The organism is Deinococcus indicus (assembly GCF_002198095.1).
Classification (GTDB): Bacteria; Deinococcota; Deinococci; order Deinococcales; family Deinococcaceae; genus Deinococcus; species Deinococcus caeni.
On record NZ_NHMK01000009.1, the window covers coordinates 649,326 to 661,673 of the forward strand.

Sequence of the window (12,348 nt, forward strand, 5' to 3'; positions counted from 1 at the left end):
TCGGTCAGGAACGGCCCCGGACCTCGAAGCCCTCGGCGGCCAGGATGCCGGCGGCGCGCTGCACGTCCTCGGGGGATTCCAGGCCCAGGCGGACCGCGCCGCCGTCCTCGCGGATGGCGAGCACCTCGATGTCCTTGATGTTCACGCCGTGCGCGCCGAGCGTCTGCGTGACTGCGCCCAGCTGGTTCGGGCGGTCCGGGACGGCCACCACCAGATCGTGCCGCTGCGGCAGCAGGCTGCGCTTGACGATGGGCAGGCTGTCGCGGGTGCGTTTGCCTTCCAGCGCGGCGGCCAGCAGTTCGTCCGGTTCGTCCAGGTCGGCTTCCAGCCGCTCCAGTTGCCGCCGGAAACGGGCCAGCGCCTCACGCAGCGCTCCCTTGTTCTCCACGACCATGTCGCGGCTCATGCGCGGGTCGCCGCTCGCCACGCGCGTCAGGTCCCTGAATCCCCCGGCGGCCAGCAGGCTCAGGCGTTCGTCCCGCGCGACCATGTGCGTCATGGCCAGACTCGCCAGGTACGGCAGGTGGCTGATGGTCGCCACCAGCGCGTCGTGCGCGTCGGGCGGCATCACGACCGGCGCGCCGCCCAGCGACTCGACCAGCGTGCGCGCGCGGCTCAGGGCGGTCAGGGGCGTGTGGTCGGTGGGCGTCAGGACCCACACGGCGTTCTCCAGCAGCGCCGCGCGGGCGTGCGTCACGCCGCCGCGCTCGCTGCCGGCCATCGGATGCCCCGCCACGAAGGACCGCACGCCCAGCCGCTCCATCTCGGCCGCGATGCCGCCCTTCACGCTGCCCACGTCCGTCACGAGTGCGTGCGGGTTCAGGAATGGCGCCAGGTCACGGGCCAGCGGGGCCAGCGCCCGCATCGGCGCGGCCAGCACCACCAGGTCCGCCGCGCGCAGCCACTCGCCGGGCGCGGTCTGGATCTCGTCGACCACGCCCAGCGCCAGCGCCTCGCGCAGCACCTCGGGGCTGGCGTCCAGGCCGATCACGCGCCGGGCCAGCAGCCGCTGCCGCAACCCCAGTGCCACGCTTCCCCCGATCAGCCCCACGCCCGCCACGACCGCCGTGTCGAACAGGGCGGGGGGCGCAGGGAGCGTGCTGGAGGAATCTCGCGTCATAAAGGCGAGGCTAGCACGCGCCCGCAGGCGGCCCGGCCGGGGCGTCTGAACACGTCGGCAGCGGATCACGGAGCGCGGGGAGGGGGGGAGGGCCGCTGTCCCACTCCCCCCGCCTTCCCCTGCTAGATTCCGCTGGTGCCTGGACCTGAAGTGCTGCTGTACGGCCTGCCGCTCGCCTTTCTGGCGGGGTTCATCGACGCGGTCGCCGGGGGCGGCGGCACGATCACGCTGCCCACGCTGCTGTTCATGGGCCTCAGCCCGGCGCAGGCGGTCGCCACGAACAAACTGCTGGCGATCTTCGGGTCCGGCAGCGCCACCGCGCAGTACTGGCGCAGCGGGCACGTGGAGCGGGCGCTGGTCCTGCGCCTGATCCCGCTGGCCCTGGCCGGCAGCGCCCTCGGGGCGTTCCTGGTGCAGTTCGTGGACCCGGACGCCTTCCGCACCCTGATCGGCGCGGTGATCCTGGGCGTGGGCGCGCTGGTGCTCGTCAACAAACGCTTCGGGCTGGAGGACCGCTACCCCGGCCTGACCTCCCGCACGCTGGCCCTCACGCTGCCCGGCGCCCTGATCGTCGGGATGTACGACGGCTTTCTCGGACCGGGCACCGGGACGTTCCTGATGTTCCTGTTCGCGCTGGCGGGTTTCAATCTGGTGCGGGCCAGCGGGAACGCCCGGACCATCAATTTCGCCACGAACCTCGGCGCGTTCCTGTTCTTCCTGATCGGCGGGCAGATGGTCTGGTGGATCGGGCTGTCCATGGGCGTCGCCAACGCGCTGGGCGCCACGCTGGGGGCGCGCATGGCGATGCTGCGCGGCAGCGCCTTCGTGAAGTGGGTGTACGCCGTGATCGTGGTCCTGGTCGCCGCGCGCCTGTTCCTGGGCCGCTGAGCGCCCCGGACCGGCTGCCTGCGGGGCGGGGTGAACCGTGGTGGCGCTTCCCGTCGGGCGGGCCGGGGCGCGGCATCATGACGGCATGACAAGTCCCAGTGGAACGCAGCAGGCCATTCTCGCCGGCGGGTGCTTCTGGTGCACCGAGGCGGTCCTGAAGGACGTGCGTGGCGTGCAGAAGATCGAGAGCGGCTACATCGGCGGGCACACCCCCAACCCCGATTACCGCAGCGTGTGCAGCGGCACGACCGGGCACGCCGAGGCGGTCCGCGTGACCTTCGACCCGGCGCAGGTGGACTTCCGGGACCTGCTGGGCCTGTTCTTCGCCACGCACGACCCGACCAGCCTCAACCGTCAGGGAGCGGATACCGGCACGCAGTACCGCAGCGCCGTGTTCCCCCTGACGCCCGAACAGGACGCCCAGACCCGCGAGGTGATCGCGGACCTGACCGCGCAGGGCGCGTTCGACCGGCCCATCGTGACGACCATCGAACCCGCCAGCACCTTCCACGTCGCCGAGGACTACCACCAGGACTACTACGCGAACAACCCGCGCCAGCCGTACTGCGTGGCGGTCATCGCGCCGAAGGTCGCCAAGCTCCGCACGTATTACGCCGACCGCCTGAAAGGCTGACGCCGCCCTGGACCCTACGCCCCGGACCCTACGGCCGGGTGCACTCCTGGCCGCGCGCCTCCAGCTTCGCGAGCCGTTGCAGCAGGTCGGCGCGGCTGCGTTCCGCCAGCGGGTGGACCAGCAGTCGCCGCAGGTCGTCCGGCGTGACCGGGCGGCCCTGCACCGTGCCGCGCAGGTCCAGTTCGAACAGGTCCCGCAGGCTGGGGGCGTCCGGCGCGGCGCGCGTGACGGTCACGGTGTCGCCGGCCTGCACCCTGCCGGGCGTCAGGACGCGGGCGTACAGGCCGGGCCGCGCCGCCTGCGCGAAACGCCGGGCGAAGGCCGGGTCGCCCAGGTGGGCACTCAGGGTCGCGCAGGGAATACGCGGCGCGGTCACTTCCAGGGTCACGCCGCCGGTGGTGGTCAGGCGGTCCCCGACCCGCCAGTCCGCGCTGCTGCCCGCCCCGGTCAGCGTGAGGTTCTCGCCGAACAGGCCGTCACGCACGGTCAGGCCCTGCGCCGCCCACCAGTCGTAGTCGTCGCTGGTGTACAGGTACGCGGCCTGCCCCGGCCCGCCGTGATGCCGGGTGTTCAGCACCCGGTCCCCGTCCAGCCCGTCCGGGCCGATCCCGACCGGCTGGAGGGTGGGGCGCTTGTCGATCCCGCTGCGGACGGCGCGCGCCCCGACCGTGACTGGGAGGCCCTGACCGACGTTCACGCTCCTGAGACGGATTCCGTCTGTTTCGCCAGCAATCCGGAAGTTCACCGGACTGCCGGCTCCACGTCCGGAACCCGCCCTGCTCCCACTCGCATCCGCTCGGATTGAACGGGCTGTGCAGCCCATTCAATCGGAGTCCGTATGAAACGGATTCCGTCTGTTTCGCCAGCAATCCGGAAGTTCACCGCCCCTGCCGGCTCCACGTCCGGAACTTGCCCTGCTCCTGCTCTGCGGGGCAGCTCTCCGAGTCGCATCCGCTCGGACCGGGCGGGCTTTGCAGCCCATTCAATCGGAGGCCCTATGAGATTCATGTTCATGCGTGCAGGCTACGCCCTGCGCGGCCTGTGCGTGACGGTCTGTGCGTGGCGGGGCGCTCGTGACCTTCGCCCTCGTTTCCGGGCCGGGCGTGTGATGGAATGCGGCCCGTGAGTCCCAAGCGCCCTTCCGTGACCCCCACACCGGACCGCCCGCCCGCCGCGCCGGTCTCGCCTTTCGATCCGGCGCTCGCCCAGGCGGGCCGCGTGCCGACCCTGGTGGTCCTGATGGGCCTGCTGATGACCAGTTCGCTGCCGTTCGTGGCGTCGCTGGTGCAGGGCCGCGCGCAGAACGTCGCGCAGGGCGTGCTGTCCATGTGCCTGACCGTGTTCCTGCTCGGCATGGTGTGGCGCGGCAGCGTCCTGGCGTGGCGACTGACGATCGGGCTGGCCATGCTGGCGGGCCTGCTGGTGTTCGTGGTGGGCATGCTGACCGGCACGACCGCCTGGCAGGGCTGGGTGGTCAGCGGCGCCGGGCTGGTGTACCTGGGGCTGGGCACCGCGCTGGTCGGCACGCCGTCCATCCGGGCGTTCCTCGACAGCCGCTGGGCGGCCCGCAGCGCCGCGCGCCGCTCCGGGGGGCGCGCGTGAGCGGGCGGCGGTTCACGGTGGTCGGCACGAACAACGCCTTCACCTGCGGATTCTGCGGCGCGCAGGTGCAACCTCTCCGGAACGGCAGCGTCCGGAACCACTGCCCCGAGTGCCTGCACAGCCGCCATGTGGACATCCTGCCCGGCGACCGCGCCTGCACCTGCCACGGCGACATGGAACCGGTCGCGGTCGAGCAGAGCGGCAAGAAGGGCTGGATCATCACGCACCGCTGCCGGACCTGCGGCTTCGAGGGCCGCAACCGCGCCGCCACCGACGACCCGGACCAGCCCGATAGCTGGGACGCCCTGATCGCCGTCAGCACCCGCCGCCGCGAGTGACGGCCCTCAGTTCGGAGTCATGGGGGCGCGGACGATGGTCAGCATGTAGCGCCCGAGCGCCTGGATGGCCTCGTAGAAGCGGCTGAACTCGACGGGCTTGACGACATAACTGGCCGCGAACGCCTGATACGAGCGCAGGATGTCCTCCTCGGCCTGACTGGTGGTCAGCATGATCACGGGGATGGTCATGAGGTCCGGGTCGCGTTTGATTTCCCGCAAGAATTCCAGGCCGTTCATGCGGGGCATGTTGATGTCCAGCAGGATCACGTCCGGGCGTGGCACCAGGCCGGCGGCGCGCAGCATCTCCAGACCCTCCACGCCGTCCCGCGCGACGTGCAGGTTGTTCAGCACGCCGGCGTCCGCGAAGGCCTCGCGGGTCAGGACGATGTCCGGTTCGCTGTCCTCGACCAGCAGGATCTCGATGGGAACGGGCGTGGACAGGGCTGGGGTGTGGGCTGTGTGCATGGGGTTCCTCGGGGCGCGCCACTGCGGCGTGTCTGGTATGTCCCGTCAAGTCTGACAGTGGCGGGAAGTGCGTGGTACCGGCTGGACTTTACGCACCCGCCATGCGCCCTTGATGTTCCCTTGATCATGAATGAACGTGCGGTCATTTAACGTGCGCGGGGAGCGACCGCGCCGCGTGGCCGCAGCGGGCGCCGGGTGCTGTAGCCTCCGGGCATGACGGACCCCCACCCGACCCTGCTGCAACTGTCCCTGCTGGGCGGCGCGTCGTTCCGTGACGTCACCGACCTGCTCGGCGGCCTGACCTGGGCCGAGGCCAGCGCCCCTCACCCCGGCCTGCCGCGCACCCTGGCCGACCTGATCTGGCACCTGAGCGTCACGCAGCGCGCCAGCCTGAACATCGCCTCGGGCCGCGCGGACGGCTGGCCCGATGACCTGAACGTCTGGCCCCAGGCGCCACTGACCGAACCCGACTTCACGGCGGCGCACGCGGACCTGCTGGCCGGCCTGCCCGAGGCGCAGGCGCTGGCCCGCGACCCCAGCAGCCGCGCCCGCGACGTGCTGACCGATCTGGCTGTGCACAGCGCGTACCACTGGGGGCAGGTGGCCCTGCTGCGCCGCCTGAACGGCACGCTGCCGCCCGCCGGGTCGGGCGCATGAGCGTGTTCGTGGGGTCCCTGAACCCCGGCAAGGTCCAGCCGGTCCGCGAGGTCTTCACGGCCCTGGCCGCCGACCTGGGCCTGCCCGCCGGTCCCGCCGTGCAGGGCGTGAACGTACCCAGCGGCGTGCCGGACCAGCCGCTCGGGGTGGAGGAGACGGCGCGCGGGGCCGCCAACCGCGCCGCCGCCGCCCTGGCGCAGCCCGGCGCGCTGTGGGGCGTGGGACTGGAGGGCGGCGTGCGCCTGGACGAACGGGGCAGAGGCTGGCTGTTCGGCGTGGTCGCCGTGGCGCACGCGTCGGGCATGAACGCGGGCCGCACGGCGGAACTGCCGGTCCCGCCCGCCATCCTGCCCGGCGTGCAGTCGGGGATGGAACTCGGAACGCTGATGGACGACCTGCTGGGCACCCGCGACCTCAAGCGCGGGGTGGGGACGGTCGGGGCGCTGACGGGCGGCCTCGTGACCCGCCCGGACGTGTGGCGGCAGGCGCTGGCGCTGACCCTGGCCCCGTTCCTGCACCCGCAGCTGTACCCGGACTGGCCGCACGCCGGGCTGTCCCTGCACGGGTAAACGCCCCACCCCGCTCCCGGCTAACGAACGTCTGTTAGGCTCTGGCGCATGTCCTGGAATCATTCCCGCCAGATCGGCCAAGCGCAGGTCCATTCCCTCACCGACGGACAGTTCCGCCTGGACGGCGGCGCCATGTTCGGCAGCGTCCCCAGGGTGCTGTGGGAACGCGCCGCGCCCGCCGACGACCTCAACCGCATCCGCCTGCGCATCAATCCGCTGCTGATCCAGCTGGGCGGCGAGAACATCCTGATCGAGACCGGCTTCTGGGACCAGGGCGGCGAGAAGTTCGAGGCCATGTACGCCCTCGACCGCGACGAAACCGTCTTCCGGGGCCTGGACCGACTGGGCCTGACGCCAGAGGACATTCACATCGTCATCAACACGCACCTGCACTTCGATCACGCCGGGCGCAACGTGACCCTGCTGGGCGACCCGACCTTCCCGAACGCCCGCTACGTGGTGCAGAAACAGGAACTCCACGACGCCCGGCACACCCACGAACGCAGCCGCGCCAGCTACGTCCCCGCCTACATCGACCCCATCCTCGACGCCGGGCTGTTCGACGTCGTGGACGGCGAGCATGAACTGCGCCCCGGCCTGAGCGTCCTGCCGCTGCCCGGCCACAACCTCGGGCAGCAGGGCGTGGTGCTGCGCAGCGAGGGGCAGACGCTGGTGTACGTCGCCGATCTGATTCCCACCCTGGCGCACGCGCCCACGCCGTACATCATGGGTTACGACCTGTACCCGGTCACCACCCTGGAAACCCGCAAGGCCCACCTGGGCGCGTGGTTCGAGCAGCAGGCGACCATCTGCACCCCCCACGACCCGGACGTGCCCTTCGCCCGCCTGCACGAGAACCCGAAGGGTGGATTTATCCTGAAAGCGGACAGCTGACCGCAGGCAGCAGAAGGCCCGCCCGGCATGTCGGGGCGGGCCATTCGTTGCAAACCTGGGAACGGGGACGGGTCATACGGATTCCGTTTGTTTCGCCGACAATCCGGAACTTCACCGGATTGCCGGCTCCACGTCCGGAACCCGTTTCTCTCCCACTCGCATCCGCTCGGATTGAACGGGCTTTGCAGCCCATTCAATCGGAGTCCGTATCAGACGACCGGCCCACTCCCCCCTTACGCCGGGTGCAGTCCCGCGAACTCCAGTCCGGTCGTCTCGGGCCAGTCCAGGGCGATATTCAGGCTCTGGATGGCGTGACCGGCGGTGCCCTTGACGAGGTTGTCGATGGCGGACATCAGGACGACGCGCCCTGTGTCCATGTCCATCTCGAAGCCGATGTCGCAGTAGTTGGTGCCGTCGAGCAGCATGGGGTCCGGGTAGCGGTGAATCCCCTTGGCGACCTTCACGATGCGGATGAAGGGCTCCTGGGCGTACACCTCGCGGTAGGCGCTCCAGACGTCGCGGTCACTGTAGCCGTCGGGAATCCAGGCCTGCGCGGTCGTCAGGATGCCACGCACGCGCGGGGTGCTGATGGCGGTCAGGTGCAGCGGGAAGTGGCCGGGCAGCTCCTGCTGTGCCTCGGCGGTGTGGCGGTGCCCGACGGGTTTGTACACGCGCAGGCTCCCGGCGCGTTCCGGGTGGTGCGAGGAGTCGCTGGCGCTCGCCCCGGCGGCGCTGCTGCCGACCAGTCCGGTGGCGATGATGTCCTTGGGCAGCAGCACGCCCAGTTTCAGCAGGGGGTACAGGGCCAGGATGACGCTGGTGGCGAAGCATCCGGCGCAGGCGATGCGGGTCGCGCCGCGTAGGTCCTCGCGGTGCAGTTCCGGGTTGCCATACACCCACTCGCCCAGCTTGTCGGGGGTGGGGTGGTCCTCGCCGTACGTGGCGCGGTAGACCTCGGGGTCTTTCAGGCGGAAGTCGGCCGAGAGGTCCACGATGATCTTGCCCCTGGCCTCGTACTCGGCGATCTTTTTGGCGGCGTTGCCGTGCGGGAGGGCCAGCACGATGATGTCTGCCTCGTCCAGTTCGGCCGCACGGCGGAATTTGAGGTTGGTGCGGCCGCGCAGGTTGGGGTGGACCATGCTGACCATGGTGCCGGCGTTGCGTTCGCTGGTGACCTGCGTGACGTTCAGGTGGGGGTGGTTCAGGGCGAGGCGCAGGAATTCGCCTCCGGCGTAGCCGCTGCCGCCGACAATGGCGACCGTCTTCTGGTCATGCATGCTCATCGCCGCGCAGCATACCCCGCCCCGCCCTGGCCTGTCGAGTGACATGTCTTACGGTCATAGGTTTATCAAATGAAAACCGCCCCTGGAGTGACCCAGGGGCAGCCTTCCGGACGGGGCGCTTTGTACGGATTCTGTCTGTTTCGCCAACAATCCGGAACTTCACCGAATTGCCGGCTCCACGTCCGGAACCCGTGTTGCTCCAACTCTGCGGAGCAGCTCTACGAGTCGCTTCGCTCGGATTGAATGGGCTTTGCAGCCCATTCAATCCGAGTCCGTATCAGGCCTTCGCGGCCTGCGCCGCGTCACGGCGACGGCGGTTCCACTCCTCGTAGTACACCACCAGCGGCGCCACGATGTAGATGCTGGAGTACGTCCCCACCAGGATCCCCACCAGCAGCACCAGACTGAAGTCCCGCAGCACCGGCCCACCGAAGATCAGCAGGCTCAGCAGCGGCAGCATCGTACTGACCGAGGTCATGATCGTGCGCGACAGCGTCTGGTTGATCGACATGTTCACGATCTCACGGTACGGCCGGCCACGCATCTCCTTGATGTTCTCCCGGATGCGGTCCGACACGATGATCGAATCGTTCAGCGAGTACCCGATCAAGGTCAGCAGGGCCGCCACGCTGGCAATCGAGAACTCCAGGCCCAGCAGCGCGTACAAGCCCATCACGATCGCCACGTCGTGAATCACGGCCAGGATGCTGCCCAGACCCATGATGAAGTCGAAGCGGAAGCCCACGTACACCAGGATCAGGCCCATGCCCAGCAGCACCGCGTAGATGGTCTTCTGCGTCAGCTCCTGCCCGACCGCCGGACCGACCGTCTCGGTGGACTGCACCTCGCCGCCCGGCAGCGCCGTGATGGCCGCCGACAGCTTCTGAACCTCGGGGGTTGTCAGTTCCGGCACCTTGATCGTGTACGTCGCGCCGTCCAGGCCGGGCGTCACGTCACGCTGCACCACGGTACTCTGCCCGTTGATCTTCTCCACGCCGGCCCCGGTCGCGGCCGAACGCACCTGCTCGGTCGTCGTGTCGGCCGACGTCTTGATCGCCACCGTCGTGCCCGACGTGAAGTCCACGCCGTAGTTCATGCCCTTGCTCGCCAGGATCCCCACGCCCACCAGCGCCAGCAGCACGCTGAGCGTCGTGATGATCTTCGCCGGACGGATGAAGTCGATGCGGGTGTTCTTGATCCACAGGCGCGCGTTCATGTTCGGGCGGCGCTGCGCCAGCCACTGGATGAACCACTTGGCGAACACCAGGTTCGAGAAGGTCGCCGCGACCACGCCCACCATCAGCGTCACCGCGAAGCCCTTCACCGGACCCGTCGAGTAGTTGTACAGCGCCAGCGCGGACAGCAGGTGCGCGGCGTTCACGTCCAGAATCGCGGCCGTCGAGTGATCGTACCCGGCGCGGATCGAGTTCTTGATGCCCTTGCCCTTGTCCAGCTCCTCCTTGATGCGCTCGAAGGAGATCACGTTGCCGTCCACGGCCGCGCCGATGGTCAGCACCAGACCCGCGATGCCCGGCAGCGTCAGCGTGGCCCCGAAGCCCGCCAGCATCCCCAGGATCACGACGCTGGAGAACAGCAGGCCCAGCGCGCCCACCAGCCCGAACCAGAAGCCGTAGTACGCGAACAGCATCACGAACACCAGCGCGATCCCCACCACGGCCGCGATGGCCCCGCTGCGGATCGCGTCGGCACCCAGCGTCGGCCCGATGGCCTTCTCGGCCTCCGTCTTGATCTTGATGGGCAGCGCGCCGGACTTCAGCACCAGCGCCAGCTGACTGGCTTCCTCGGCGTCGAAGTTCCCGGTGATCTGCACGTCACGGAACAGCCGCTGCTGGATGTTCGCCACGCTCTGAATCTGGTCGTCCAGCACGACCGCCATCAGCCGGTTCACGTTCCTGCCAGTGAACTCCCCGAAGGTGGCGGCGCCCTTGTCGGTGTTCTGGAAGGTCACGACCCAGCGGCCCGACTGCGGGTCCGTCGCGGACTGCGCGTCCGAGATGACCTCCCCGGTCGCCTCGACCGGCCCCAGCTGCGCCAGCGTGTACCCGCCGCTGCGCGGATTGCTCTGCGCCAGCGCCTGATCCGGCTGCGCGTTCTGCTGCACGATCCGGAACTCCAGGCGGGCTGTCTGCCCGATGATCTCACGCGCGCGGTTCTGCACGGCGGGCGTCGCGCCCGGAATCTCCACGACCACGCGCTTGCCACCGGCGACCGTCACGGTCGGCTCGGCCACACCCAGCGCGTTCACGCGGTTCTCGATGACGGTCTTCACGCGGTCCAGTTCGTCACGGGTGGCCGTGCCCGACTCGGGCGCCAGCTCGATCCGCAGGCCGCCCTTGAGGTCCAGGCCCAGCGTCATGAACTGGAACTTGTCGTCCCAGAGGGTCCACAGGTTGTCACGGTGCTCCCAGGGACGCCAGATGTACGCTAGGGACGCCAGCAGCGTCAGCAGCAGCAGCAGCCCGGTCCACCGGTTGGGTTTCGATGCCGTGGGCGCGGCGCGGCGCGGCGGCGGACGCCGCCCGTCTTTGTTGCGATTATTGCCGTAGGTCACAGGAACAACTCCAGAAAAAAGAAACGAGAGGCGGATCGGTCACGCGGGCCACGCACTCAGGCCAGTCATCAGACCAGTCATCAGGCTCGGCGGTCAGGCCCGCAGTCAGGCGGTCGGCAGGTGGGGGGCGGATCAGCCGCCGTCCGACTGCCGCCGCCCCAGCACACTCAGGGCCGGGCGGCGCAGCGGCGGCGACCACGCCCGGACCGCCCGCACCTCAGCGTGAACGGCCGCCGCCCACGGCAACGGTTCCGGCGGCGGGGACGCCGGGAACGGCGTGGGCGTGGGCGCACCCGGCGCGGGCCGCAACTCCGGCAGGGCCGGCGTGACCCGCCCCGCCGACAGCCGCTCGCCCACCTCCGGCGCGGGCGCGGGCGTCCCGAACCCCACCGCCAGCAGCGACAGGACCGTCAGCACCCCAGGCCACGCACTCAGGCGGGCCAGCCACGCGGGCGGAAGGAACAGCGGACGGTTCAAAGCGACCCAGCATAGCAGACCCCGCCCCCACCCCGCCCCCGGACCGGCCGCGCGGCCCGGCGGGCTGTCCGCGTTAGCCGCGCCCTAACCGCCGCCCGGCACACTGCCGTCGTGGCTGACCTCCGGAGGGCAGTCCACACCGGAGCGGGCACCCGGCCCGCCTGAACCCGGTCGCCCGGACCGCGTCATGAACGGCTCCCGACGACCCACCCCCACCCGAACATCCCCCCTTCAGACCACCCACGGAGAGTGCCCCCATGAACAACCCCCTGAAGAACCGCCTGCCCCTGATCGCCTTCGCCGCCCTGCCCCTGACCATCGGCCTGGGCTTCGCGCAGAACAGCGCCACCACCGCCGACACCACTGCGGGCATCACCGCCCAGGCCCAGCCGGGAACCCAGCGCAACCAGACGCAGGGCCAGCAGGACCGCGCCGCCCGCAACGCCACCAACCACGCCGACACCTTCCTGAAGAACCTCGCCACGCAGCTGAACACCACCCCCGAGAAACTCAAGGCCGCCGCCGTGAAGGCCGGCAACGCCACCATCGACGCCGCCGTGAAGGCCGGCGACATCCCCGCCGACCGCGCCGCCGACATGAAAGCGCGCCTCGCCGAGAACCCCTTCGGCTTCGGCGGCGGACGCGGCCACGGCATGCGCGGCGACCACGGCCCCCGCGACGGTCAGCGCGGCCCGCGCGGTCAGCAGCCCGGCGCTCCCGCCGGCAACGCAGGCCAGGACCAGGGTGCCGCCCAGCAGGGCAGCGCCGCCGACACCAGCGGCACCTGAACCCCGCACCCCCCGCCCCCCACCATGTGGCCCGGTCCATATGGTGGGGGGCGGTCCGTAT

At 70.2% G+C, this 12,348-nt stretch carries 14 protein-coding genes; 8 read left to right on the top strand and 6 right to left on the bottom strand.

The genetic code is table 11. The features are described 5' to 3' along the window. Positions 1-4: 4 nt before the first annotated feature. Positions 5-1,120 (bottom strand): prephenate dehydrogenase, encoded by a 1,116-nt coding sequence (locus tag CBQ26_RS05590; RefSeq protein WP_088247532.1) that lies wholly within the window; start codon positions 1,118-1,120, stop codon positions 5-7. Positions 1,121-1,255: 135 nt separating this feature from the next. Between CBQ26_RS05590 and CBQ26_RS05595 the strand changes: the two genes are divergently transcribed. Both CBQ26_RS05595 and msrA read left to right on the top strand, forming a co-directional pair. Further along, a complete protein-coding gene (locus CBQ26_RS05595) occupies positions 1,256-2,008 on the top strand; it encodes a TSUP family transporter (RefSeq protein WP_088247533.1) in 753 nt (250 codons plus the stop codon). Positions 2,009-2,093: 85 nt separating this feature from the next. Next, positions 2,094-2,642, top strand: coding sequence for a peptide-methionine (S)-S-oxide reductase MsrA (gene msrA / locus CBQ26_RS05600; RefSeq protein WP_088247534.1), 549 nt, complete (start codon positions 2,094-2,096; stop codon positions 2,640-2,642). 28 nt (positions 2,643-2,670) lie between these two features. Here msrA and CBQ26_RS05605 read toward each other — a convergent pair whose 3' ends face one another. Next, complete coding sequence (locus CBQ26_RS05605; protein WP_229843999.1) at positions 2,671-3,339, bottom strand: MOSC domain-containing protein; 669 nt, start codon at positions 3,337-3,339, stop codon at positions 2,671-2,673. 425 nt (positions 3,340-3,764) lie between these two features. Here CBQ26_RS05605 and CBQ26_RS05610 point away from each other — a divergent pair, with 425 nt between their 5' ends. Both CBQ26_RS05610 and CBQ26_RS05615 read left to right on the top strand, forming a co-directional pair. Beyond that, positions 3,765-4,244 (top strand): hypothetical protein, encoded by a 480-nt coding sequence (locus CBQ26_RS05610; RefSeq protein ID WP_229844001.1) that lies wholly within the window; start codon positions 3,765-3,767, stop codon positions 4,242-4,244. Next, positions 4,241-4,582, top strand: a complete 342-nt coding sequence (locus CBQ26_RS05615) for an RNHCP domain-containing protein (RefSeq protein WP_088247536.1) — start codon at positions 4,241-4,243, stop codon at positions 4,580-4,582. Before CBQ26_RS05610 ends, CBQ26_RS05615 begins: the two co-directional genes overlap by 4 nt. Before the next feature lie 6 nt (positions 4,583-4,588). On the opposite strand, the gene CBQ26_RS05620 is transcribed toward CBQ26_RS05615, so the two are convergent. Further along, positions 4,589-5,047, bottom strand: coding sequence for a response regulator (locus CBQ26_RS05620; protein WP_088247537.1), 459 nt, complete (start codon positions 5,045-5,047; stop codon positions 4,589-4,591). A gap of 213 nt (positions 5,048-5,260) precedes the next feature. Between CBQ26_RS05620 and CBQ26_RS05625 the strand changes: the two genes are divergently transcribed. The 3 genes from CBQ26_RS05625 to CBQ26_RS05635 are packed head-to-tail and all read left to right on the top strand — an operon-like array spanning position 5,261 to position 7,167. After that, complete coding sequence (locus CBQ26_RS05625) at positions 5,261-5,704, top strand: damage-inducible protein DinB (RefSeq protein WP_088247538.1); 444 nt, start codon at positions 5,261-5,263, stop codon at positions 5,702-5,704. Beyond that, positions 5,701-6,273: a DUF84 family protein gene (locus CBQ26_RS05630; RefSeq protein ID WP_088247539.1), complete on the top strand. Its 573-nt coding sequence runs from the start codon at positions 5,701-5,703 to the stop codon at positions 6,271-6,273. The genes CBQ26_RS05625 and CBQ26_RS05630 overlap by 4 nt, the downstream gene beginning before the upstream one ends. Positions 6,274-6,321: 48 nt before the next feature. Further along, the gene (locus CBQ26_RS05635; RefSeq protein ID WP_088247540.1) at positions 6,322-7,167 is read left to right on the top strand and encodes an MBL fold metallo-hydrolase; all 846 of its coding nucleotides are present in this window, start codon (positions 6,322-6,324) and stop codon (positions 7,165-7,167) included. Between the two features lie 233 nt (positions 7,168-7,400). Here CBQ26_RS05635 and argC read toward each other — a convergent pair whose 3' ends face one another. From argC to CBQ26_RS05650, 3 genes are all read right to left on the bottom strand, one after another. Beyond that, positions 7,401-8,444 (bottom strand): N-acetyl-gamma-glutamyl-phosphate reductase, encoded by a 1,044-nt coding sequence (gene argC, locus CBQ26_RS05640; protein WP_373297113.1) that lies wholly within the window; start codon positions 8,442-8,444, stop codon positions 7,401-7,403. A 283-nt stretch (positions 8,445-8,727) separates the two neighbouring features. Next, entirely contained in the window at positions 8,728-11,022 is a 2,295-nt protein-coding gene (gene secD / locus CBQ26_RS05645; protein ID WP_088247542.1) for a protein translocase subunit SecD, read from the bottom strand. A gap of 132 nt (positions 11,023-11,154) precedes the next feature. Next, complete coding sequence (locus CBQ26_RS05650) at positions 11,155-11,499, bottom strand: hypothetical protein (protein WP_229844002.1); 345 nt, start codon at positions 11,497-11,499, stop codon at positions 11,155-11,157. Between the two features lie 257 nt (positions 11,500-11,756). On the opposite strand from CBQ26_RS05650, the gene CBQ26_RS05655 reads away from it, so the two are divergent. Then, on the top strand, positions 11,757-12,287 hold the full coding sequence (locus tag CBQ26_RS05655) for a hypothetical protein (protein ID WP_088247544.1): 531 nt from the start codon (positions 11,757-11,759) through the stop codon (positions 12,285-12,287). Positions 12,288-12,348 lie beyond the last annotated feature (61 nt).